This is a genomic window from Streptomyces sp. NPDC001816 (assembly GCF_042892235.1).
Lineage (GTDB): Bacteria > Actinomycetota > Actinomycetes > Streptomycetales > Streptomycetaceae > Streptomyces.
The window spans coordinates 877,781-900,627 of the sequence record NZ_JBIATY010000002.1; the positions used below are offsets into that span (position 1 = coordinate 877,781).

Consider the following 22,847-nt stretch of genomic DNA (forward strand, 5'->3'; position numbering starts at 1 on the left):
AAGCCGGGGAGGGGCAGCAGGTGAATCCGTTACAGGTGCTGGCCGCGGTGGCGGCAGCGTGGGAACGGCTGGGGCCGTATCTGACCTGCCTGTCGGGAGAGTCCCGGGAGCGGTTGGCCTCGGCCCTGGAGGCGCTGCGCGCGGCAGACGCTGGAGGCGAGCAGCGCGGCCACGCCGAAGCCGCCGCACGGCTTGTCCTCGACTGCCTTCCGCCGGAGGAAGCCCGGCGGCTGGGTGCCGGGGACGACGCCCGTTACACCGGAACCGCCGGGGAGATCACCGTCCACGGGTTCCGCGCCGACGACCTCGCCGTGCTCCTGATCGACGGCAGCCCCATGGTGGGTCCCGTGCTCGGACCCGTCCGCACGCGCCTGCTCGCGCAGCCGGCGCTGGACGACGCGGACGTACGGAGCCGGGGCGGCGATCCCCTGGCCCCGGGCCTGATCCGGCTGCCCGGCGCCGGGGGGCGCGGGTTGCTGCCGGGCTTCCAGTTCCGCGAGGACGCGCTGCCGTGGCGGGTGGTGCTGGAGGTGAACGCGATCCTCGACGCGGGCCGGGACCCGTGGGGGGCGGCCGACTGGTGGCTGTCGGACAACGCCTGGCTGCGCACCGCGCCCGCGTCGCTGCTGGGTACGGCCCGGGACGAGGAACTGGTCGGCGCGGCCCACTCGCTGCTGGAGGGGGAGTAACGGTGCCGAACGTGCCTCCGCCGGCCGCACTTCCCCGCACGCCCACGAAGGTGACGCTCCCCGCGGGCACCGCACTGTTCCGGGTGCACCTCTCGTCCCGTGCCGGAACCGCGTTCAACCCGGCCCCGGCCGACCGGCTCTACGGCGGCGGGCGCTTCGACGCGACGGAGCACCGGCCCTACGCCTACCTGTACGCGGGGCTCGAGCCCACGGCGGCCGTGTGCGAGTCGCTGCTGCGATCGGTGCCGTTCGCTCCGGACGGCGGGCCCCGTGTACTGCCGCGCGCGGGCGTCGTCCGTAAACGCTTCACGTTCCTCAGGCTGGCAGCCGACGTCACGGTGGTGTCGCTGATGTCCGGCGCCGACCTCGCGGCGGTGGGGCAGGACTCCTGGCTGGTGCAGGCGGAGGCCGCCGAGTATCCGTGGACGCGGAACTGGGGGCACTGGATCCGCGACCGGACCGAGCCGTGGGCGCAGGGTTTCGTCTGGCCGTCCAAGCGGGAACCCGCCGACCGGGCCGTGATCCTGTTCGCCGACCGGTGCGCGACGGACACGGTGGCCGAGTCCGCCGAGCCGGCCGTCGACTTCGGCACCCCGGAGGGCGAGGACTGGCTGAACTCCGTGCTCGCGCCGTATCACGCGCGCGTGGCGCCCTGAGCGGCATCCGGGACCGAATCGCCCGGCGCGCCGGTCAGCCGTGGGCGGGGCGGTCGGCCGGGATGACCGTGCGCACCGGGATCGTCCGTGTCGTCCACTGGCCCGGCCTCCCCTGCGAACGGGCCTCCCCCATGTCGCGGTCGCCGTGGCCGGGCGGAGTGAGACGCAGCATCCCGTCCGCGCCGGCCCGCCGGGCGCCGCGGTCGTCGGGGCTGTCGGGGTCCCAGGCCGGCAGATGGAAGGGGACGGTGTTCAACTCGCCCTCGGCCACGATGAGTTTCAGCCAGTCCCGCACCTCCGCCCCGGGGCGTGCGCGCCGCGCCGGGACGGACATCGCCACCGGCCGGTCGTTCAGCGCGAAGCCCGAATGGCCGGGCCCGATGAAGTGGCCCGGGTACAGGTCCGTGTGGCCGGCGTAGCTGTCGGTGAGATTCAGCAGAACGCACCACAGCGTCCGGGTCGCCGAGCGGTTGTGGAGGCGGATGGACAGCCAGGGCTCCTGCGGACGGCCGGAGGGCGAGTGGCGGTAGCTGCAGACGACCTCGCCGCTGCCGTCCGGGAGGATGGGGCTCGGTCCGTCGGAGCTCCAGGGCCCGTCGTACGTCCAGGGGAGGATCTCGACGCGGACCAGATCCCTCAGCGGTGAGGACGGGTTGTCCAGGGTGAGCAGCTGGTGCCAGCGCGTCAGATGGTGCAGGCAGTCGGCGACCCGCCGGGCCTCCTCCGGCCGGTCGAGCCGTAGCGGCGGCACGGCGGCCGAGCCGTCGCGCCGCAGGACGTCGGCCCCGAGGCCGCCGGTGCAGTGCTCCGGGGACACGACGACGCGCAGCAGGTGGCCGGGGGCGGAGCCCTGGCCGTCGACCAGCCGCAGCAGCGGTGTCGGTCCGCCGTCAGGGCCCGCCGAGGCGATGGCCTCCCGTACCAGCTCGGCAGCTCGGCGGGCTGCGGTGGAACCGTCCGGTGTCTCGACGCGAACACAGGTGGGCGGCAGTGCGAGCGCCGACAGCGCCACCGGATAGACCCGCCGGCGATCCGGCTCCCACCCTCTGGGTTCGACCTCGGTGCGGTCGGCGTGGACGGTCCGGGCTCGTACGACGCGGGATGCGGCACCGGGCGCGGTGACGGTGAACTCGGTGACACCCGGGCCGTCACCGAGCAGCCCGTGGACGCGGCCGCAGTCGATCTCCCAGCCGTGCGGGCCGTTCCGCAGCAGGTGGGGGGCGAGGCTACGGGTCACCGCCCCGCCGAGGAAGGGCTGGTCGGCGATGCCTCCGGGCTCCGGCGGGAACAGGACCGGGTGCTGGTCGGCGCGCTCGGTCTGGACCCGGCAGTGGGCGGCGGCCAGCAGGTCGCGGTAGGTCGCGCCCGGTCCCGCCGCCCGCAGTGCCTCCAGCAGGGCGTGGGTGAACACCCCGTACGGCACTTCGTCGAAGTCCCTCTCGTGGGACAACTGGTTGAGCCGGCTGGCGGCGAGCAGCACGTGGCGGCCGGGCGGCGCGCCGGAGCCCTCGGTCAGCCGCCGTTCCCCCCGGGCCTCGCCCCACCAAGCGGCGGGCGGCGCATAGCGGGTGGTCAGGTCCGCCGCAGCGGGCCGGCGGGTGGCTCCGCCCGAGAAGCAGCAGTCGAGGACGGCGGCGACATGCGCGCCCTGCGCGGCGACCGCGTCCAGCAGCGAGCCCAGCTCCTTGTCGACGAGCGGGCGGCCGCCCTCCCGTGGACTGTCGACGCAGACCAGCGCCTGGTAGCGGCCGGTGGCCTCGGTCCGCCGGTGCAGGGGCAGGACGGCCTCGTAGTCGGTGCCGTGCCCGGAGAACCAGAAGAGCGCCGTGTCGCCGCGCCCGGCGGCCCCGAGATGGTCGCGGATGGCGGCCACGACGGCATCGGTCGTCGCCTCGTCGTTCCTCAGGAAAAGGGGCTCGAAGGCGCCGCCCCCCAGACCGGCGAGCAGCCGCGCGGCCGCTTCGACGTCGTTGACGGCGCCCCTCAACTTCCGCTGTGGAACCGGGTAGTCGTCGATCCCCGCGAACAGCGCGTACACAGTCCCCATGGAGGAAGTCTCGCAGGGCACGGCCCGCTCTTGCGTGCACAACCAGGCTGTTTGCGGGGCGGCTTCCGGTTGCCGTGTCACTGGCCGAGGTGGTGAAGCCCGCCCAGCCCCGCAGGTCGTCCGGGTCCACGGAGCCGACCTGGGCCGCCAGTTCGGGAGGCATCGTCGCGGGCGGCCGCCGCCAGAGTCTCTTCGCCGGCCCGCTCACGCAGCAGTCGGCCGTAACTCCTCAGCACCGGCAGCGGAAGCGACGCCAGGGCCAGGGCGGCATCGCGCGCGTTGCGGTGCTGCCGGGCCTCCGGCAGCCGCAGGAGCAGAATCCGGGCGAGCTGGGCGCGGGCGATCGGGAACCAGCCGTCCTCGCACTCGGCGGAGTTCTCGCCGTGCTCGACGGCACGCCGTGTTTCGGCGAGGGCCCGGTCGAAGTCGGCGTCGGCGCCGGTCAGATCGAAGCGACGGGCGTACTGCTGTCCGTAGTGGAAGCGGAAGAAGGCCGGCTGCTCCATGGGTTCGGGCGCGCCGTCGAGTGCCTCGCCGAGCTGCGTGATCGCCGCTTCGACGTCGGCCGGGTCCTCGGTGCTGAGGAAGCGAGTCCCGTAGGCGATCCCCAGCCGGGCTCGGACCTGCCGGGTGATCTCCTCGCCCGGTGCGAGGACGGCCGCGGCGGCCTCCAGCTGCCGGATGGGCTCCGCCAGGAGAGCGGCGAGTTGGTCCGGGGGCGTGCTGGATTCGTAGGTCGCCTCGTACCGGGCCCAGTGCAGCTGGCCGAGGATTCCTTGCCATTCCGGCGCGTCGTGGTGGCCGGGGTCGTCGGCGAGCGCCTGATCGATGGCGGCGATCGCGGCGTCGAGATCGCGCGGGTCGCCCTGCCGTTGGGCCAGCTCCGCGAGCCACAGGGCCAGGGCGACCCGCGTCGCCGACGCGTCGAGATCCCCGTCCAGCGGCTCCCGTGCCAGTTCGGCACGGGTCTCGGTGATCCACTCCCGCAGTTCCTCGTCGGACACACCAACGAGGTCCCCGTCCACGCGTTCCTGCTCGGCCGTGCCGTCCGACATCCCGGGGCTCCGTCCCGAGGCGCCCCCGCGCCCCCCCTGTACCAGTGAACCTCAACTCCGGGCCAGTCATTGGCTGTTCGACGGTCGCCCGCCGGGCGGATCCCGGTGCTGCGGTCAGCGCCGTGACACGTCCCTTCCGATCTGTCTCATCGATCAGCCGGCCAACCCACTACCCAGTAGTGCATGGGTCCAGAGGAAGGTTGCTGCGATGCAGAGGGCGGCTTGGTAGATGCGAGCGGTCATATAACCTCGGCCCTTATGAGTTGGCTGCCTGACGACTTCGTCCACCCCGTGTACGTGCCCGTGCCCGACACTGCGCTTCACCTGCGGCCGATCCGGGAGGCGGACACCGCGATCGACTACCCCGCCGTGATGGGCTCCCGAGAGCGCTTGTGGGAGATCTTCGGCCCGGCCTGGGGCTGGCCCAAGGAGACGATGACGTATGAAGAGGACCGCGTCGACTTGCTGCGGCACGAGAAGGAGATAGCCGCGCACCAGTCGTTCAACTACGCGCTGCTGGACGAGGAGGAGACGGCGATCCTCGGCTGCGTCTACATCGATCCGCCCGAGCGCATCGGCTCCGACGCAGAGGTCTCCTGGTGGGTGGTGGACGACCTTGTCGACGGCGAGGCGGAGCGCGCGCTCGACGCGCTGGTGCCGCAGTGGATCGCCGCCGACTGGCCCTTCCAGCAGCCCCGTTATCTGGGCCGCGACATTACCTGGCAGGACTGGCTCGCACTGCCGCGCCCCTCGTGACACGTTTGCCCTTCGCCGGCTGTGTTCACGGGAAGCGGATCGGGCTCAACTTCTCTGGTCCGTGAACGCCGAGCGACTGCTACCCGGGCCCTTTCCGCCCGGGAAATCCTCACCTCGTGGTCTTCAAGGCTGTCTGGACGGTGATGGTGCACAGTCGCTTGGTGGCCCGGGTCAGGGCGACGTACAGATCGCGCTCACCCCCAGGGCGGGCGGCGGTGATCCCATCAGGGTCGACCACGACGGCAGCATCGAACTCCAGGCCGCGCGCCTGTGAGGCCGGCACCAGTCGGGCATGCTGCTCGATTCCCGCAGCCGTGAGCTGCTCCGTCCTGCCATCGGCGCAGATCACCCCGATCAACTCGCCCGGGTACGCGGCGCCCTGCTCCCGCAGCTCCCGCACAAGGGCGGCGACGAGCGACTCCGGGGCCGCGGCGAGGGTTCGAGGCACCTCGCCGCGTCGGATCGACCGGACTGCCGGCCGGCCCGGGGCGATCCGGGTGAGCAAGTCCCCTGTGGCGGCGAGGATCTCCTGGGTGGTCCGGTAGCTGACGGTCAGCGTTCGCAGGTCGAAGCGCCTCCCGAGGTCCGGGCCGAGAGCCTCCTTCCAGTCCCGGGCCACCGTCGCCGGGCCTGCCTGGGCGAAATCTCCTACCAGCGTCATCGACCTGCCCGGGCAACGGCGCACGATCATCCGCCACTGCATGACGGTGAGCTCTTGTGCCTCGTCGACGACGACGTGCCCGAAGGCCTGCTCAGGCGGGCCGTCGACCAGGCTCGCCGCCTCGTCGAGAAGCGGCACGTCAGCATCCGTCCAGGGCGCACCGGGCGTTCGCCACAGCAGGGCCCGCTGGTCGTCGGTGAACTGCCGCAGGTACGCCGCCAGCGCGTCAGCATCCGTCAGCAGGGCGCGGACCACGTCGCCGGGCGTGAGCCGGGGCCACAGGTCCTCGACGGCCTGATCGAGCAAGGCATCGTCCAGGAGGTCGGCGCGTACGGCGTCGGCGTCGAACTCGTCGGCACCTGTGGCGGGCGTGTCCTCAACACCGAGGCGGCGCAGGTCCGCTGCCGCAGCCCGGTCCAGGTCGAGGCCGGTCAGCTGCGCGACCTCAGCGTCGATACGCTCAAGCGCCTCGGCGCCACTGCGGGCAAGCTCACGGACGAGAGCGTCGACCAGCAGCTCCTTGAACAGCCGACGCGCCGGGTTGTGCGCGAGACCACTGGTCCGTGCCGACTCCCGCGCTTGTGCGACATCCCCTTCCTGCAGACGAATCCACTCCTGCCCGACCCGGACGTCGAAGTCACCGCCCGGGGCCTGCCGTGAACGGACCACAGCGGCCAGCCCGTCGGCCAGTGCGGCACTCCCCTTCAGGCGCGCCACCTCGAAGGGGTCCGTGGCGCCCGGCACGACGCCGGCCAGTTCCTCGCACGTTGCCAGGACGACGTCGCTCTCCCCGAGCGAGGGCAGGACCTGACAGATGTAGTCGAGGAACCGCGCGTTCGGCCCCAGTACGAGCACGCCGCGCTCCGATGCCTTCGGAAACGCGTACAGCACATACGCGGCGCGGTGCAGCGCTACGACCGTCTTTCCGGTGCCCGGACCACCCTGCACCACCGTTACCCCGCGGTTGGGCGACCGGACGATCGCGTCCTGCTCGGCCTGGAGCGTGGCAACCGCCGTACCCATCCGCCCCGTGCGCCTCTCCTGGAGCGCCGCCGTCAACGGGCCGTCGCCGACCACGTCATGTCCGGTGGGTGCGGAGCCGTCAAGCAGCTCGTCGCTCACCCCCACCACCGTGCGTCCCGCCAGGCGCAGATGGCGGCGCCGCCGCAACCCCATGGGATGAACCGGCGTCGCCTCATAGAAAGGCCGCGCGGCCTCGGCCCGCCAATCCACCAGCAGTGGCAGCTCGTCCGAGTCCCTGTGCAGCCCCAGCCGCCCGATCCGCAAGACGGTCCCGTCCGCCAGGTCGATCCGGCCGAAGACCAACCCGTCCTCGGCTCCCTCCAGCCGACGAACCTCCCCCGCCAGTCGCCCGGCCGCCACCTCCCGCTCGTACGTCTCACCCGCACCATCGGACGGCGACGCGAGCACGTGGGCCAGCTGCGCCCGCGTCCCGGCCAGTCGCTCGTCCAACAGCTCGCCAATGACGGACACCTGAACTCGCTCAAGCTCCACCTCGCGCGCGGCACCATCGTTGATCGGCGACAAGAAAAGCCCCTCCCTGTTCAGCCCGCCGCTATTTCGAGGCGCCACTATGCAGACGGATTCCGGGAAAGTAAATTTTGACCAGCCCAGGTGGAATGTGGCCTCAGATGCGGCACCACGCCCGCCTGCGGTTCCGGCATCGAATTCCGGTTGCTCGCGCCGCTGACGTGCTGTCGGCGGGCCCGCTGGCGTCGGCCGGCTCTGTCACAACGGCTGAACCAGGCCGGCCCGCCACTCCGGCGACGGATCGGAGCCCAACTCGGTCCAGTACTCCCGGCCGGCCATGCGGACGTAGTGCGCCGGCCCTACGATCCGTTCGCCGCTGACCGACCACTCCACCACCAGGCCCTCGGCCAACAACTCACGCAACCCGGTCAGGACCCACTCTCCAATCCGCCCAGCAGTCAGCGTCACTCGTACCTGGCGTCGTACAAGTCGGCACCATCAGTAATCCAGGGGAACGTGATCCAGGGGTACAAGGTGGAGGACGCCATCTGCAGATCGAAGGCGAACACGGCGTCGACGAACATTTCAGGTGGCAGGTAGCCGTGGTCGGCTACGTAGTGTCCGACCAACTGCGGAGCGGCGAAGGCGATGCCGGGCGGGCCAGGGACACGGATCTCGCTGGTGCCCGCACTGGCACAGCGATGCCCTGGCCGGGGAGTGAACCACTGGTTGGAGTCGTCCAGTACCGGACAGAAATCGCAGTGGTGCAGCCGCAACGTCCCGTTCACTTCCTGTACTGCCAAGATTTTCACCAGCTTGTCGGTGAAGCCGTCGGAGACCGGCCCTTGCGTCCAGGGCTGTGCGGCTTCCAGCCAGCCCACGTTGAGACGCTCGTAGGCGGGCTGGAAGCTGACAAAGCGCACGCCAGTGGTGCAGTCGGTGAACGTGTCTCCGTCATCGGAATAGCTGTAGGCGCTGAGGTCTTCGTAGAACACCAGCACATCCCACCATCAGGAGTGGGTGGAGGCCATTGCCGTCCGTGGCCCGTCGTCGCGGGTGTCCCTCTGCGATTGCTGTTGGGGCAGCTGACGCGGTCCTTGCCTGCCTCTGGGCGTGTCGTCAGCCGATGAGGACGCCCGGGTTGAGGATGCGATGGGGGTCCAGGGCGTCCTTGGCGGCGCGCAGCGCGAGAGCGAAGGGCTCTGGGCGTTGGCGGTCGTAGGCGGGGCGGTGGTCGCGGCCGGTGGCGTGGTGGTGGGTGATGGTTGCGTGGTGGCGGTGGAGGACGTCGTTTGCGGCGGCTTTGATGTCGTCCCAGATGTCGAGTTCGTTGCCGGGTCGGCCGGCGACGGCCACGGTGAAGTAGGGGGCGGCGCCGTCCGGGTAGACGTGGGTGAGGCGGCAGTTGATGGTGGCGGGGTTTCCGGTGGCTTTGAGGGCGGTGGCGCTGACCTCGGTCCGGACGGCATCGATGAGGGCGGGGATCCTGTCCCAGGTGGCGGCGGTTTCGAAGGTTTCGACGACGGCGCCCATGCGGGCCAGGCCGTCGCGTAGGTAGGGCATGCGCAGGAACGCGGAGCGCCAGGCGGTCACGGCCGTGTCGGCCGGGGCGTCCCGGTCCGTGGTCGGTGTCCCGGCGCGGCCGCCGTGGGCGCGGGCCAGGTCGAGGGCGTCGGTGAGGCGGTCGTCGACGCGGGTGGTGGCGGATTCGAAGCCGAGGATCAGGACGGAGGAGCCGTCGTGGGAGGCACCGGAGAGCAGTGCTTCGCCGGGGTCGAGCAGGCGGCAGTTGGCGGGGGCGAGGTCGGACTGGGCGATGGCACGTACCGCGTCGAGCGCCTGGTGGAAGTCGGTGAAGGTCACGGACGCCGAGGCCTTGTGCCGTGGGCGTTCCTGCAGGCGCATCCAGGCCTCGGTGATGACGCCGAGGGCGCCCTCGGAGCCGAGAAACAGGCGGTCGGGGGAAGGGCCGGCGCCGGATGCGGGCAGGCGCCAGGACGTTCCGGCGCCGGCGGGTGTGACGACGTGCAGGGACTGGACGAAGTCGTCGATGTGGGTGTGGCCGGTGGCGTAGTGGCCGCCGGCGCGGGTCGCGAGCCAGCCGCCGAGGGTGGAGAACTCGAAGCTCTGCGGGAAATGGCGCAGGGTGAGACCGTGCGGCCGTAGCTGCTCTTCGAGTACGGGGCCGAGCGCGCCGGCCTGGATGCGGGCTGAGCGGCTGGCGGTGTCGATCTCCAGGACCCGGTCCATGGAGGTGAGGTCGAGTGAGAGGACGGCGCGGTGGGTGTCGCCGCGGTACTCCACACCGCCGACGACCGAGGAGCCGCCGCCGAAGGGGAGGACGGCCACGCCGTGCTCGCCGGCCCAGTCGAGCAGGTCGGCGACCTCCTGGTCGTCGGTCGGTCGGGCGACCAGGTCGGGAATCCTGCCGGGTCGGCCGCGCAGGGCCCGGATGACGTCGCGGTAGGCCTTGCCCATGGCGTGGGCGGCGCGCGCCTGGGGATCGGCGGTGACCAGGTGTGCCAGTGCGGGCGGGGGTGTCGCGGCGGGACGGGCGATGGGCAGGTCGGCGACCTGGGGTATCGGCAGAGGGCGGGCGAGTGTGCCCGGCAGCAGTGCGCCCATGGCGATGCATTCGGCGTCGTCGGGGTGGGCGTCGGCATAACCCCAGCCCCACCAGGAGCGGGTGCGGGAGGCGCCGGGGCGGGGCGGGGTGGCAGGCATGAGTGTGCTCCCAGCAAGGTCCGAGGTCGGAGGTCCAGGCAATTTACCCAACGGAAAATTACCCTAGGGTAATATCAGGTCTATGACAACGCTCCCTTCCAGGGCCGGCACCAAGGGCGTGCCCAGGGCCGCGCGCGAACGACAGGTCCTGGCCGCGGCCACCGAGGAGTTCGGCCGCCACGGCTACGAAGCCACCACCGTCGCCGCCGTCGCCACCCGCGTGGGCGTCACCAAGCCGCTGCTGCACCACTACTTCGGCAGCAAGCAGGACCTCTACCTCGCCTGCCTGAACCCCGTGGGTGACCGACTGCTGGACGCCATCCGCTCCGCGATGGCCGAACACGCCTCCGACGCGCCGCCCACCTCCCTGCGTGTGCTGCACGCCCTGTTCACCGCCCTGGACGGACAGCGCGAGGCATGGTTCGTCCTCTACGACGCCACACTCCCGCCCGACAGCGACGCCGCCCGACGCGCGGCGCACTACCGCAGCGCCATCGACGACCTCGCCGCGACCGGCACCGCCGACCTCCTGCAAGCGGCGGGATCGAGCGACCCGCTCGACGCCGACGCCCTCAAATACGCCTGGCGCGGCCTGTGCACCGCCCTGGTCCGCTGGTGGGTCAACCACCCCGACCAGTCACCCGAAGCCATGACGCAACGCTGCGCACGGCTCTTCGCGGCCGGCCGCACCCTCCTCGCCGCCGGCGACGAGACCAGGTGAGCGGGACGGACCGACACCCCCACCTCCACCCCCAACTGTCCAAACCCGTGAGCATGTCCCCTGGAGCCGGGCGTGGGTGGCTGGTTTCTTCGCCTCTACGTCTAGGACGCCGACGCCGTGCACCGGCAGGCCGTTGAGGCCTGCGGTACCTCGGTCACGGAGGTCACCCACCTTTTCTTCGGCGACCGGGTCGGCCGGGTGCGCGATCCGCTGGGCAGCCTGTACTGGATCCAGACACGCGTGGAGGACGTGAGCCCGCAGGAGATGGGACGCCGCCTCGGCGACCCGGAGTTCACCAAGGCGATGGAGTACGTGCAAAGTGCCGAGTTCTTCCCGGACCGGGCTGCGACACCGACCGAGTGACTGGTGGCGGTGCGCCCGCGGTGTCGCCGGCCCCGCGCGGATCCGCCGATCTGGTGGCGTAAGGTCTCGCGCTCGTCGTCGGTGAGCTCCTGCCCACGCAGCTGCGGGACCAGCAGGCCCAAGGTGGCCACGGAACTGCGGCAGGACCTGGCCAGGTCGAGGTACTCGATGGTGTGCTCGATCGTACGAACGGCCGTGGTGTGTTCGCGGATCCGGTCACGCGTCTCGGCGGAGTTGTCGAACTGGGCGCGGTTGACGAGCCTCCCTGTGGTGTCGTCACGTATCGCCTTCCGGGTGACGTCCGGGGGACGCAGCAGACGGGTAGTGGCCTCCTGGGTGAAGGTGTCGCCCCTCGTCGGCTCCGTGACGACCCCGCACTTACTCGACGGGGGTGGCATGCAGGACGCTCGTCCCGCCGGCTGCTGCAAGACTCCATCAGGGTGAACAGGTCATCGGTGGCCGGCTTCGACACCGAGCGCAGGTCGGCTCTGTGGCGAGTGGCCGACTTCGGATGAAACCGCTCCGTGGCCCGGCCTGGCCCGGCTCGTGCGGTTTGCGGGTGAGGGATCGCCACGAGACCGAGCGAGGCCGCTCGCCCCGGGCCGACGGCGCCGGTTCCACGTACTCTCGACATATGCGGTGATCAACGCGGAAAAGGAGCCCCCATGGACCTCCAGCTCAAAGACAAGGTCGCTGTCGTCACCGGGGCGAGCAAGGGCATCGGCCTCGCCATCGCCGATGCGTTCGCCCGCGAAGGCGCGCACGTCGTCGCCGGCAGCCGGAGCGTCACTCCCGAGCTCGAAGCGCTCCATGAGAACTACGGCGTCACCGCAGTCCCGGTCGACCTGTCCACCGCAGAGGGACCGGACACGCTCGTCAGGCTCGCGACGCACCAGTACGGCAGGGTCGACATCCTGGTCAACAATCTGGGTACCGCGACGTCCCGTCCGAGCTTCCTGGACATCGACGACGCCGAGTGGCAACGGATCTTCAACATGACCCTGTTCAGCGCGGTCCGGGCCAGCCGCGCGGCGCTGCCCCACCTGCTGGACGCGGGCGAGGCGTCCATCATCAACATCAGCTCCATCAACGCCCGCCTGCCATTCCCCATGGTCGTGGACTACTCCGCGGCCAAGGCCGGGCTGACCAGCCTGACCAAGTCACTGTCCGAGGAGTTCGCACCGCGGGGTGTCCGGGTCAATGCGATCGCCCCAGGACCGGTCCGGACTCCCTTCTGGACCGCTCCAGGTGGCTTCGCCGACGCGACGGCAGCCCAGGCCGGAACCACCGCACAGGAAGCCATCGATGTGGTCGTGCCCCAGAGCATGGGCATCTCCACCGGACGGGTCACCGAACCCCACGAAGTCGCCGATCTGGCTCTCTTCCTCGCCTCGCCACTCGCCGGCAACATCACCGGTGCCGAGTTCACCATCGACGGTGGCCAGGTCAAGACGGTGTGATCTCATGCCCCGCTGGGGCTCTGCCCAGGACGATGTTGGACGTCCTGGGCTGTAGATACGGGTGTCCCCGGACCTTGGAGACTCCGGCGCGGAGGGCGGTGTCCGCCACGACGGTCCTCCTCGCGGTGAACGCCGCCCCTGTTTTTGGCCTCCGGCCGACTGTCGAAACCTGGCGGTCCTGCCGAAGCTTCCTATCAGCGGCCGGAGACCTCGCGCAGCCGTCGCGCATGCTGACGTATGCGGGATGCGTCCTCGGGGAAGTAGCTGGCCCAGTCCTCGTTCAGAGACTTCCAGGCTGCCGGCTGTCCACTCTCTGCGGCCAAAGGCGTCGCGCCATCCACGACCGCAACGAACGACAGCCCGAGTGTAGCCGCCCACCCCGGGCGATAGGAACGCACCGTCGCCATCGCCGGCTCCGGTAGTAGCTCCGCCTTGACGCCGGTCTCCTCGAAGAGCTCACGGCGTGCCCCTTCTCGGGGCGTTTCCCCCGGCTCGACGCGCCCGCCCGGCGGAACCCAACCCCGCCAGCGGTGATGAACCAGCAGCACCCGAGCGAGATCCGCGTTGAAGACCCAGACCTCTGCGGCAAGAGGCTCCGAGGGCCCCTGACCGACGGCCGTCAGCCACATGCCGGCCCCGTCGAATTCCGTTCTCGCCAGCCGGACATCGGCGGCCGCGGCCTCTATCACCCGGTGCTCAAGCGCTTCACGAATCACTGGGCCAACATAAGGCGACGGTCTGACACCAGCATGGCAACGGACGACGTCCCGGACGCCCTGCGCGCCGCCTCACGCACGGCAGAGACGATCCGAACGGGACGCAGGTCGGCCCGGCCTCCGGTGCGAACCAATCCCTGAGTTCATCGTGCAAGAGCGGGTCTACGGCCTTGAGTTCACCACGGACTGCCTGGTCGACCGCGACGGGCGAGCCTCGGTGATCCTGCGCCGCCGGGACCTGGTGAGAGCCGGACTCGCAGCCGCAAGCACCACGTTCGAGGACGACACCGTGTGCAGCCTGTTGGCGGACATGCTTCGGGCCGTCCGTGCGGGGCCCTGGCTCTGCCTCGTCCTCGAAGCAGAGCCAGGCGTCTACACCGCATGTCTTTCACGACGGGCCGCTGTTCGTCCTTCCATGCAGGGCCCTTCGCCTCGTCGCGCTCGGTGGCCTTTGCAGCCGGTCGACCAGGTCATCGACCAGCAGCGGGATCGGGTCGAGGTCGTCACGAAGCTCAAGCAGGTCGTGGGTGTGAAGGGCTGACGCCCGGCATCTCGCCCGCCAGCGCGCCGCCGCCGGGCTCGGGTGCCGGGAACGGCGGCTTGTCCTGGCGGCAGGTTGTTCCGGCCGGCGAGAGGGTGCCGTCGGCGAAGTTGCCGAAGGCCATGCTCGCGTGGCAGGCCCGCCGGTCGGTCGAGGGGAAGACGCTCGCGGAGGTCGAGGAAGCCCAGGAGGAACTCCGACCGCCCCCACTTCTGGCCTGCGAGGTCATCCACAGGAAGTACCCTGGCCGGCGTCACCAGCGGTCAGCCGGTCACCAGCCGTCCTGACCGTCTGCCAGTGTCCCCAGCAATATGCGATGGATGTTCGAGCGCCCTTCCTGTTACATCGACCTGCCGCCGGCAGCCAGGCAGGTGGCAGGCAGGCCTAATCGTTGGGAGATGGACCGCTTGCGTGACGCGCTGCTAGGGCTGGCCGAGAACCCGGCCCTGCCCGCGGGACTGTTCGCCCGGCTCGTGGCGAGCGGCGACGAGGAGGTCCTGTTCGCGCTGGCCGATCGTGAACGGCTGACACCCCCACAGGTCAGGGACCTGCTCACCGTCGGCAATCCGTCGCTTACCTGTTTTCTGATCCGGAGCGGGCTGGTGCCGTGGCCCAAGATCCCCCAGGAGCATCCCGGACGGCTCCTCGACGCGGTCCTCGGCGGGGTGGCGCCGGCCGCCGCCTGGCGGCAGGCTGCCGCCGATCCAGACCCCGAGGTACGGCAGGAGGTCGCCTATGCCCGCGACGCACCCGCCGACGTTATTGCCTCTGTCGCCCATGACCCGGACCCGGAGGTCGTCGCCAGCGCCGCCGGAAGCCCGCACGTTCCGCCCGAGCTGTTCCCTCACCTCGCGCGCCACCCCAGCACCGTCGTGCGGCAGGCCGTCGCGGACAACGAGAACGCGCCGCCCTCGCTGCTCGCCGCCCTCCTCGCCGACGGCGGGCGCCCGGCTCCGACCCGCTGCGGTGCCTGTCACCGCAGCGAGGCGGCGTGCGCGGACCACACACCCGGCATCCGGCGCGTCCAGTTGGCGGCCGCGAGCCACCCGGCCGTGCCGCCTGAAGGGCTCGCTGCTTTCCTGGACGCCCCCGAGGTCTGGGCGGTCGAGACGTTCGCTGCCCGCACTGACCTACCCGCCGACTTCCTGAACCGGCTGGCCACACACCCCTCCTGCGACGTCCGCGCTGTGATCGCCGCGAACCCCGCCGTCCCCGAAGCCCTGCTGCGTACACTCGCCGCCGACTCCGCTCCTGTGGTCCGCCGGGCCATCGCAGAGAACCCGGCCGTCCCGCTCGACCTGCTCATCACACTCGCCGCTCACGAACGGCTGCCCGGCGAACCGGCACCCCGCGTCGAGTCCGCCACCGAGCTTGAACTCCGTACGCTGGCCACGAGTCGGGTGGCGCAGGCCAGGGCGCTTGCCGCCAACCGGACCCGGCTGCAGGGCGACCTCGCCGAACAGCTCGCCACCGACCCGGACATCGCAGTAGCCCAGCGGATCGCCGCCCGGCCGGAACTGGCTCCCGAACGGCTCGCCGAACTGGTCGAACGGCACGGGCCGCCCGTCTTTGCCGCGGTCGCCCGCCACCCCGGTTGCCCCGCTGCCCTATTGCACTGCATAGCGGCGAACCCGGCCAGCACCAGCCGCGCCCTGCGAGAGGTCGCCCGCCACCCGGCGGCACGGTCCGAGACACTGCTGCTCTGCCTGGCCGCCCAGAATTCCGACACACGGCGCGACGCGGCCGCCCACCCTGCTCTGGCCCTCCCGGTCCTGGAAACCCTGCTCGACGCCCCTGACAGCTCCCTTGCCCGTGCGGCGGCGAACAACCCGGCGCTGCCCGAGACGGTGATGGAACGGGTCATCAGGCGAGCCCTGGGATGAAGTCGGCCCGGCATACCCAGTGACCAGCCGCGCTGCTTGTCCATCGGCAACAGCGCCTCCAACCCGCGTCGTCGCCCGGCGACGGTGGCCGATGGCGGTCCCCTTGAAGCGTCGGCGTAGGCGCGGGGAGGTCGGCCGATGGCGCTAGTGTGCCTGGACTGTCCGGTACGGGTCGCGGATGTGGCAGCCGGGAGGAGCCTGTGGTGCAGGAGCAGTCGTTCACCGTTGTGCCGATCGGTCGGGTGGAGTCACCGTTGCGGCGTCTGGAGGATGCGCCGCGCCAAGGTGACGAGGAGGCGCCGGAGGCAGATCTGGTGTTCGCCCCGGCGGTCGCCGCCGGGCTGGAGGGCATCGGGGTGGGGGCGCGGCTGCTGGTGCTGACCTGGCTGGACCGTGCGGAGCGCGATGTCTTGACGGTGCACCCGCGCGGCGACGTCTCCCGGCCCGTGACGGGTGTTTTCGCGACACGGTCGCCTGATCGGCCGAATCCGCTGGGTCTGCACCGGGTCGAGGTCTTGGCCCGGGACGGTCTGCGGTTGCGGGTCAGCGGTCTTGAGGCGCTGGATGGGACGCCGGTGGTGGACGTGAAGCCGGTTCTGGGTCCGGTCGGTGAACGTTGACCCGCCCGCCTGGGACGATCCGCCGCCGCGCGAACAGTGAGCGACGCCCTGACCTGCCGGCCCCTCGTCGAATGCGCCGACTGCGGCCCTCCTGGATCCACCCCCGATGAGGACCTCTGCCCTGCCTGCCGGGCGAACGGCAGCACGTCCCGGACGGGCAGGTCGCAGGGGAGCATCGCACCGACACCGACACCGCCGCGGCCGGGGGTGGCGTCTGTCTCGGGCATCGGGGCCCCTGCTGCGGGGCGGCGGGCTTCTCCCCACCGGTCAGGTAGCCGACTGGGGGCGAGCGGGGAGCCTGTGCGGCACGGTGTCAGGGCCGTGCCGCACAGGCGGTCAGCAGCTGCTCTGCACCATCTCGCGGGTGCGGTCTGATCCGGTGCGCAAGATTCCGGCGGTCGCAGCGGCGATCACGCACAGCAGGGTCATCAGCAGGAAGGAGTGGTTCAGCGCCACGAGGTGGGTCATCCAGCCGATGACAGCGGGGCCGGCGAGCATGCCGAGGTAGCCGAGCCCGGCGACGCGGGAGACGTTGGTGCCGGCAGCGGAGGGGTCGGCGTGACCGGCTGCGCTGAACAGCTGGGGTATCAAGCCGGACAGTCCCAGGCCGAACAGGGCCCAACCCGCGAACACGGGCCAAATCCACGGGGAGAGTGCCACGATCGTGATTCCGACGGCGGCCATGGCCGAGCCGTGGCGCAGGATGGCCACGGGCCCGAACCGGGCGGTGAGGCGGTCGGTGAGGAGGCGGCCGATGGTCATCGTTGCCGCGTAGGTGCCGTACCCGAAGGCGGCGGTGCTCGCGGGTGCACCGAGGATGGTCTTCAGGTGCAGCGCGCTCCAGTCGTTGGCGGCTCCCTCGCACAGCATGATCATCAGAGCTACGGCGGCGAGGATCCAGATGTGCCGGGGGGCGGTGCGCGGCTTCGTGGCCGGCTCTCCCTCACCTTCCGCAGTCGCAGTCGGGGTCGCAGTGGCGGATGTCGGCGCGGCCGGCAGCAGACCGCGTGCCGAGACCAAGGCGGTCACGATGCCCACCACTCCTGTGGCGCCGAGCGTCGCAGCCGGACTCATGCCGGCGCTCGCGGCGCCTGCTCCGACGAGCGCGGCGATGACGCCGCCGACGGAGAACATGGCATGGAAGGCCGACATGACGGGCCGGTCGTACGCCTTCTCCACGTGCACGGCGTGGGCGTTCATGCTCACGTCGAGGCAGCCGTTGCCGAAGCCGAAGACCAGCAGGGCACCTGCCAGCGTCCAGGGATCCCGTGGGAGGCCGGGCAGTACCAGGGCCGCGCTGCAGAGAACGCCGGTGGCGGGGACCACGACTCGCGTTCCGAGGCGGTCGGCCAGCCGACCCGCCACCTGCATACCGACGAAGGCCCCGAGACCCAGCAGCACCAGGAAACCCCCCAGCGTTGAGTGGCTGATCCCCACGCGCTCCTCGATGGCGGGGATCTGCACCACCCACATGCCCACCAGGGTGCCGTTGAGGACGAAGTAGACGAAGGTCGCCACACGGGCGGCTCGGAGCGAAGGATCCATGCCAACGACCATAACGAACTTCATGTGTGTTTGAAAAACGCGTTTGCGAACAGCTTGCGTGTTCGTTTTGGGTGGTGTTCAATCGCGGTATGAGCAACGCAGACCGTCACCGGCTGATCGCCCAAGCCGTCAGAGAGTCGGGCAGTGCCACGGTCCTGAAACTCGCCGAGCTGACCGGCGCCTCGGAAATGACCATCCGGCGCGACCTCGACACACTGGCCGCGCAAGGCGTCCTCGAACGCGTCCGCGGCGGGGCGCGCACCCTGCTGCTCAGGGGTGAGGAGCCGCCCTTCGCGCTGCGCGCTCACGAGGCCGCCGACGCCAAGCGCCGGATCGCAGCCGAGGTGTCCTCACTCATCGCCGACGGCGAGACCGTCCTCCTGGACAGCGGCACCACCTGCCTGGAGGTCGCCCGCCTGCTGCGCGGACGGCCGGTCACCGTGATGCCCCTGTCATTGCAGGCCATCCACATACTCAGCGACTCGCCGAGTCCGACCACGCTGATGGTGCCCGGCGGACGGCCCCGCGCCGCGGAAGGGGCCCTGACCGGCCCCCTCACGCTTGCCTCTCTGTCGGCACTGCGCTTCGACACCGCGGTCGTCGGCTGCTGCGGCCTGAGCGCAGCCGAAGGCCTGACCGCCTACGACCTCGACGACGCGGCGGTGAAGAAGGCAAGCATCGCCTCCACACGCCACATCATCGCCGCCGCGGACGGCAGCAAGCTCGGCAACACCGCCTACGCCTACGTCGGCCCCTCCACGCTCCTGCACACCCTCGTCACCGACACCACGGCGCCCGCCGACGAGGTAGCCGCGCTCGACGGCGCCGGCACCGTTGTCAAAACCGTCTGACGCCGCTACGAGCGGCGCACGCACCGCGGACCAAGAAGGCCCCGTCCGTCATCGGCTCTCCGGAGCAGGCAGAGTTCCCGCACGGACAGCGCCGCACCGCCGACTCTCTCGTCGCGACTGAGCGGGGACCTGCCACGGCGCGTGTTGACGAGGCGGAGACGGTCGGGTCGGACGCGCCCGACCCGACCGTGCCGTCGGCCCGTAGCGTCGCCACCATCCGCCAGGCACTCCCCGCACAGAGCAACTGCGAGCGCGAGGTCGAGCACTCGCCGGCAGGAACCGATGCGCTTGCTCACTTGAGAAGTGCCTCCACCTGGTGCGGGAACGAGGACCTGGGCGATCCTCATCCTCACTGGTCAGAGGCACTTCTTACGGAGCTGGCCACCTGCCGGCAGCCCGCTTCATGAAAGCGCGCGGCTAGCCTGCCGACTCCACAGTCAAGTCACCGTTCGTTGTCGACAGATCCAAGCGGTACTTGCCCGAGGGGTCGTTCTTGAACGCCACCTTCTTGTCGCCGTGGGAGTCGTTCGCCGAGATCTGGTACTTGGCGGGCGGGGCCGTGACCGTGAGGCTGCCGTTCGTCGTGTGGGCCTCGATGTTCTGCGGGGTGGCCGTCTGGATCGTCACCTCGCCGTTCGACGTCTGCGTGTCGATGTCGCCGGCCTTGACGTCCTTGACGTTGACGTCACCGTTGGACGTGCGTAGCTTCACCGGGCCTGTCGCATTGTTCACCGTGATCTCGCCGTTGCTTGTGTGCGCGTCGACCGTGCCGACATTGCTCAGCGTGAGGCTGCCGTTGGACGTGGCTCCCGTCACCGGAAGACCGGCGGGCACCTTGACGACGTAGTTGACGCCGCAGTCCTTGCCGCAGCCGGAGAGTGTCAGGACGCCGTTCTCGACGCTGAACGACGTGCCACTCGGCTTGTCACCGCGGTAGTTGACCTTGCGGTGCACGGAGATCGTCGAGATGTCTGCCGAAGCGGCCACCCTTACCCCGCCGTTCCTGCTGTCGAGACGGATCGACGTGATTTTCTGGTGCACCTTGGCGTCGTCCTCGAAGGTCTTCTGGTCGAGGGCCGAGCACGCGGAGAGGCCGCCGATGGTGAGAGCAGCCAAAGAGACTGCTGTAAGGGCGCGCGTCTGTAGGCGTCGCATGAAGTTCCCCCGTGTGGAGCGAGTTGAATCGGTGATCAGTCACTGCGACTTTACGCAGCCACAGTGCTGCCCACGATGGGGAAAACCCCCCAATGCCAGGACTGGGCTTACGCTCATGCCGACCGGGGCCACCGGCATGCTGGCTTCGGCATCCGCGAGCCCGTGTCAGTTTCCACGCCGAGCGCCAGGACACCTCGGCCGATGGGTGGCAGCGTCTACCGCCCGAGATCGGTGCAATGAGCAGCCTGGAGGAGCTCACCCCCTATGCCTCATACCGGCTGCACTGGTTCCCCTACGAGATCACCCGATGCTCCTCACTGGCCCGGAGCACGGTGAGCACCCGCGCACTGTTCGGGAACTACTCTGCGCGGTGATCTCGAAGAGCCGCATCAGCTTGAGGAGGATCGCCGGTGCCGGCGCCTCGTTGAGCGCGGTCCTGGCGCAGGCCGACGAGCGTGACGCTCTTGGGGAGGGTCCTGCGAAGCAAAGTTCTGCTGGCGCGAGGCGGCGTTGCGCGGGCTGCTGGGGTCGGAAGAGGCTGTGGCGGAGGCCGACGCCGGGCACGAGGCATGCCCGCGGCGCCCGGTAGCAGAACCGTTGAGGCCGCCGAGCAGGCCGCGAGCGCGGCGGGCCGCCGCGATGCCGGAATCCTGCTTGGCCAGCTCCTGGGCGAACTCCACGCTGTCCACAAGTACGTGGGAGCGACGACAGTCCGCCCGTCCGTCCGGCCGAGGCCCGGGCGTCGGTGAGAGTTGCGTAACCGAAGGCGTTGCCTCCCGCTGCACGGAGAGGACGATCAGCCACTGCTGCCGCACCTGAAGCCCTCAGCTCGCCCTCCGCTCATGCGGGGAGGACCTCATTCCGATAGGCAGCACAGGCATCCGCTCAATCTCAACCTCGCGTCGGCATCAAGCGGCAGCATTGCTGATGACCTTCGCCAACTCGTCAGCCGACTCGGCGGTCAGACGGTAGAACCCCTGGAGGCTGATCGAACGCTCGAGGCGGCCATCGACCACGTACTTCAGGCCACGCGTGTGGCCTCGACGGTTCTGCCAGGTGAGCTCCGGCAGAAGGTCCCCGGGTATCGGCACGTCAAGGCGTACGGGCGTTGCGTCGACGTGCACCGCAGCGGCGCCGCAGCCCCCGGCACCGAGCATCGACCAGTCGCCGTGCCCCGGAAACGCGGGATCCTGCCACGACACGGGAACGGCGCCGCAGCAGTCGCGCCGCTCCATGTCGATCACCCGCATCCGGCTCACCACAAACACGACGCGCCGGTTCACGTGCAGCGCGTACACCTCATCCCCGGCACGGGCACCCGACCAGGCAGGTAGGGAGGAATGGACACCGCTGAAAGCGACCGGCGGCCGCTTACCGACGCGACCCCCCTTGCGCAGGGCACGGCACGTGTCATGGGTCCACAAGACGGTGAAGGCATCAGGCATGCCGTGATCCTATGAGCGAGCACTGACAACACTTCGTACTGCGCTCCTGGCGTCCTCACCTCCGTTGATCAACGAGATGACACCGTCCCGGCTCACCTCCGCCGTGAGAACGGCCGATGGCGTGGTCGGCCGTCTCGCCTGCCGGGGCCCCTCTTCGCGGGCCCCGGCGGCATGCTGGTGGGCACGGACGATGGTGGAGTCGACTGCTACGACCCAGTCCAGGTCGCTTCGGTATCGGCCTGGACGAGCAGGGCGGTGAACACCCGCTCCCAGGTGCCGTCGATCGCCCCGTTCCGCAGCCGCGTGTAGACGCCCTTCCAGGTTCCGTACTCGCGCGGTAGTTGCACCCCCTGCGAGCCGGTCTGGAACTTCCACGCGATCGCGTCGATGACCTGCCGTTGATCCCGTCAGCGCCCACCCCACCTGGAGATCTGTCTGGTGGCAACGGCTCGATTCGCGCCCACTGCGCATCGTTAACGCCACGCCCGGACCAACGATCCGATCGCCGGCAGGGGAACAGTCGCACCGCTTCTTCCAGGTCGGCTCGCCAAGTCATGCCAAGAGCCGCCACCCGGGATCTGCCTCAGCGCGGGCCACCTCTGCGTCGTACTCGTTCGCGAAGAAGTCGAATTCCAGCAGCTGGCCCGCTTTGTGAGGAACCTGCCAGCCCGACCACTGGACGACATTCCCCGTTCGCTGCACAACCACGGAGAGAAAGCCGCAGCACCCCCCGGTGCACTCCGGCTCGCCCAACTGCACACGGCGCGGCTCAGACGTCGCCCGCAGCGAGCTGGGGAGCCCGATGGGCAACGCTTCCACTGCCAGAGGCCCACGGCCCCCAGGGCCCACCGCCTGCTCCACCACGTCCTGGCCGTTGACCCAGAAGCGCAGCTGGGCAGGGAAGCGTGGTCCCGGCGGCAGCACCGTGATCTCCAACCGATCGAACATCAGGCCACCCTATGGCCGCCCACTGAACACCCTGACAGTGATCCAAGAGAAACGCCCAAGGTGTCCTGGCCCCCAGCACGGTCGACTGGCGCCCCTGGAACGAGGCCATGGGTGTCATCAACCTCGTCGTCAGCAAAGGCATCGCGGAAGCCGCACACGCCATTGATGAGGAGACCTGGCGGTTTCACATTGCGGTTCGGCGGGGTCTGACTTGCAAGGAGAGTTGGCTGGATCTTCGAGGGCGAGCCGTTGCAGCACAAGGGAACTTCATCGCCGTCGCCCGTCGCCATCTCCCGCCAACCGGGATCCTGGGCGCGCAGGCTGAACTCGCCCAGAAGTGGTGCACCGCTCTCTCCGACTCAGCCGAGCGATGCTCAATGAAGCCGAACAGAGAGAAGTAGGCGGAAGCACCGGACGGAGCCGCGCCTGGCGAGAAGGTGCCGGGGGTCTTGGTGCAGGCGGCGGGCGTTCACGTCGCAGCCGCCGGGGTGCCGAACAGTGCGAGGCCATGGCGAGTACG

At 70.3% G+C, this 22,847-nt stretch carries 22 protein-coding genes and 2 pseudogenes; 11 read left to right on the forward strand and 13 right to left on the reverse strand.

The window, feature by feature from the left end; translation table 11 throughout:
* Window positions 1-20: 20 nt before the first annotated feature.
* Both ACFYZZ_RS09885 and ACFYZZ_RS09890 read left to right on the forward strand, forming a co-directional pair.
* A complete protein-coding gene (locus ACFYZZ_RS09885; RefSeq protein ID WP_389173350.1) occupies window positions 21-689 on the forward strand; it encodes a hypothetical protein in 669 nt (222 codons plus the stop codon).
* Window positions 690-691: 2 nt separating this feature from the next.
* Window positions 692-1,345, forward strand: coding sequence for an RES family NAD+ phosphorylase (locus ACFYZZ_RS09890; RefSeq protein ID WP_389173352.1), 654 nt, complete (start codon window positions 692-694; stop codon window positions 1,343-1,345).
* A gap of 34 nt (window positions 1,346-1,379) precedes the next feature.
* On the opposite strand, the gene ACFYZZ_RS09895 is transcribed toward ACFYZZ_RS09890, so the two are convergent.
* Together ACFYZZ_RS09895 and ACFYZZ_RS09900 are read right to left on the reverse strand one after the other, a co-directional pair.
* Window positions 1,380-3,392, reverse strand: a complete 2,013-nt coding sequence (locus ACFYZZ_RS09895) for a caspase domain-containing protein (RefSeq protein ID WP_389173353.1) — start codon at window positions 3,390-3,392, stop codon at window positions 1,380-1,382.
* Window positions 3,393-3,469: 77 nt separating this feature from the next.
* The gene (locus ACFYZZ_RS09900) at window positions 3,470-4,447 is read right to left on the reverse strand and encodes a hypothetical protein (RefSeq protein ID WP_389173355.1); all 978 of its coding nucleotides are present in this window, start codon (window positions 4,445-4,447) and stop codon (window positions 3,470-3,472) included.
* Between the two features lie 258 nt (window positions 4,448-4,705).
* Here ACFYZZ_RS09900 and ACFYZZ_RS09905 point away from each other — a divergent pair, with 258 nt between their 5' ends.
* Entirely contained in the window at window positions 4,706-5,203 is a 498-nt protein-coding gene (locus ACFYZZ_RS09905; protein WP_389173356.1) for a GNAT family N-acetyltransferase, read from the forward strand.
* 109 nt (window positions 5,204-5,312) lie between these two features.
* On the opposite strand, the gene ACFYZZ_RS09910 is transcribed toward ACFYZZ_RS09905, so the two are convergent.
* The 4 genes from ACFYZZ_RS09910 to ACFYZZ_RS09925 all read right to left on the reverse strand — a co-directional run bounded on the left by ACFYZZ_RS09910 (window position 5,313) and on the right by ACFYZZ_RS09925 (window position 10,079).
* Window positions 5,313-7,358: a HelD family protein gene (locus ACFYZZ_RS09910; RefSeq protein WP_389173358.1), complete on the reverse strand. Its 2,046-nt coding sequence runs from the start codon at window positions 7,356-7,358 to the stop codon at window positions 5,313-5,315.
* A gap of 255 nt (window positions 7,359-7,613) precedes the next feature.
* On the reverse strand, window positions 7,614-7,778 hold the full coding sequence (locus tag ACFYZZ_RS09915) for a hypothetical protein (protein WP_389173359.1): 165 nt from the start codon (window positions 7,776-7,778) through the stop codon (window positions 7,614-7,616).
* Window positions 7,779-7,819: 41 nt separating this feature from the next.
* Window positions 7,820-8,356 carry a hypothetical protein gene (locus ACFYZZ_RS09920; protein ID WP_389173361.1) on the reverse strand — a complete coding sequence of 179 codons (537 nt, stop codon included), beginning with the start codon at window positions 8,354-8,356 and terminating at the stop codon, window positions 7,820-7,822.
* 118 nt (window positions 8,357-8,474) lie between these two features.
* Entirely contained in the window at window positions 8,475-10,079 is a 1,605-nt protein-coding gene (locus tag ACFYZZ_RS09925; RefSeq protein WP_389173363.1) for an FAD-binding oxidoreductase, read from the reverse strand.
* An 82-nt stretch (window positions 10,080-10,161) separates the two neighbouring features.
* On the opposite strand from ACFYZZ_RS09925, the gene ACFYZZ_RS09930 reads away from it, so the two are divergent.
* The gene (locus tag ACFYZZ_RS09930) at window positions 10,162-10,800 is read left to right on the forward strand and encodes a TetR/AcrR family transcriptional regulator (RefSeq protein WP_389173364.1); all 639 of its coding nucleotides are present in this window, start codon (window positions 10,162-10,164) and stop codon (window positions 10,798-10,800) included.
* A gap of 117 nt (window positions 10,801-10,917) precedes the next feature.
* A complete protein-coding gene (locus tag ACFYZZ_RS09935) occupies window positions 10,918-11,163 on the forward strand; it encodes a hypothetical protein (protein WP_389173733.1) in 246 nt (81 codons plus the stop codon).
* Window positions 11,164-11,219: 56 nt separating this feature from the next.
* On the opposite strand, the pseudogene ACFYZZ_RS09940 reads toward ACFYZZ_RS09935, so the two are convergent.
* Window positions 11,220-11,561: pseudogene (locus ACFYZZ_RS09940) on the reverse strand (DUF6192 family protein); the annotation flags it as partial.
* Between the two features lie 267 nt (window positions 11,562-11,828).
* On the opposite strand from ACFYZZ_RS09940, the gene ACFYZZ_RS09945 reads away from it, so the two are divergent.
* Entirely contained in the window at window positions 11,829-12,623 is a 795-nt protein-coding gene (locus ACFYZZ_RS09945) for an SDR family NAD(P)-dependent oxidoreductase (RefSeq protein WP_389173366.1), read from the forward strand.
* Between the two features lie 194 nt (window positions 12,624-12,817).
* On the opposite strand, the gene ACFYZZ_RS09950 is transcribed toward ACFYZZ_RS09945, so the two are convergent.
* A complete protein-coding gene (locus ACFYZZ_RS09950; protein ID WP_389173367.1) occupies window positions 12,818-13,339 on the reverse strand; it encodes an NUDIX domain-containing protein in 522 nt (173 codons plus the stop codon).
* Window positions 13,340-13,487: 148 nt separating this feature from the next.
* Between ACFYZZ_RS09950 and ACFYZZ_RS09955 the strand changes: the two genes are divergently transcribed.
* The 3 genes from ACFYZZ_RS09955 (at window position 13,488) to tsaA (ending at window position 16,383) form a co-directional block, all read left to right on the forward strand.
* Entirely contained in the window at window positions 13,488-13,880 is a 393-nt protein-coding gene (locus ACFYZZ_RS09955) for a hypothetical protein (RefSeq protein WP_389173735.1), read from the forward strand.
* 398 nt (window positions 13,881-14,278) lie between these two features.
* On the forward strand, window positions 14,279-15,763 hold the full coding sequence (locus tag ACFYZZ_RS09960; RefSeq protein ID WP_389173369.1) for a hypothetical protein: 1,485 nt from the start codon (window positions 14,279-14,281) through the stop codon (window positions 15,761-15,763).
* Between the two features lie 203 nt (window positions 15,764-15,966).
* Window positions 15,967-16,383, forward strand: a complete 417-nt coding sequence (gene tsaA, locus ACFYZZ_RS09965) for a tRNA (N6-threonylcarbamoyladenosine(37)-N6)-methyltransferase TrmO (RefSeq protein ID WP_389173370.1) — start codon at window positions 15,967-15,969, stop codon at window positions 16,381-16,383.
* A 336-nt stretch (window positions 16,384-16,719) separates the two neighbouring features.
* On the opposite strand, the gene ACFYZZ_RS09970 is transcribed toward tsaA, so the two are convergent.
* Window positions 16,720-17,928: an MFS transporter gene (locus ACFYZZ_RS09970; RefSeq protein WP_389173372.1), complete on the reverse strand. Its 1,209-nt coding sequence runs from the start codon at window positions 17,926-17,928 to the stop codon at window positions 16,720-16,722.
* An 89-nt stretch (window positions 17,929-18,017) separates the two neighbouring features.
* Between ACFYZZ_RS09970 and ACFYZZ_RS09975 the strand changes: the two genes are divergently transcribed.
* Window positions 18,018-18,779 carry a DeoR/GlpR family DNA-binding transcription regulator gene (locus ACFYZZ_RS09975; RefSeq protein WP_389173374.1) on the forward strand — a complete coding sequence of 254 codons (762 nt, stop codon included), beginning with the start codon at window positions 18,018-18,020 and terminating at the stop codon, window positions 18,777-18,779.
* A 417-nt stretch (window positions 18,780-19,196) separates the two neighbouring features.
* On the opposite strand, the gene ACFYZZ_RS09980 is transcribed toward ACFYZZ_RS09975, so the two are convergent.
* The 4 genes and pseudogenes from ACFYZZ_RS09980 to ACFYZZ_RS09995 all read right to left on the reverse strand — a co-directional run bounded on the left by ACFYZZ_RS09980 (window position 19,197) and on the right by ACFYZZ_RS09995 (window position 22,327).
* Complete coding sequence (locus tag ACFYZZ_RS09980) at window positions 19,197-19,895, reverse strand: DUF4097 domain-containing protein (RefSeq protein WP_389173376.1); 699 nt, start codon at window positions 19,893-19,895, stop codon at window positions 19,197-19,199.
* A 947-nt stretch (window positions 19,896-20,842) separates the two neighbouring features.
* Complete coding sequence (locus tag ACFYZZ_RS09985; RefSeq protein WP_389173377.1) at window positions 20,843-21,379, reverse strand: hypothetical protein; 537 nt, start codon at window positions 21,377-21,379, stop codon at window positions 20,843-20,845.
* 206 nt (window positions 21,380-21,585) lie between these two features.
* Window positions 21,586-21,771: pseudogene (locus ACFYZZ_RS09990) on the reverse strand (transposase); the annotation flags it as partial.
* A gap of 160 nt (window positions 21,772-21,931) precedes the next feature.
* A complete protein-coding gene (locus tag ACFYZZ_RS09995; protein ID WP_389173379.1) occupies window positions 21,932-22,327 on the reverse strand; it encodes a hypothetical protein in 396 nt (131 codons plus the stop codon).
* A gap of 107 nt (window positions 22,328-22,434) precedes the next feature.
* Here ACFYZZ_RS09995 and ACFYZZ_RS10000 point away from each other — a divergent pair, with 107 nt between their 5' ends.
* Window positions 22,435-22,728: a hypothetical protein gene (locus ACFYZZ_RS10000; protein WP_389173381.1), complete on the forward strand. Its 294-nt coding sequence runs from the start codon at window positions 22,435-22,437 to the stop codon at window positions 22,726-22,728.
* Window positions 22,729-22,847 lie beyond the last annotated feature (119 nt).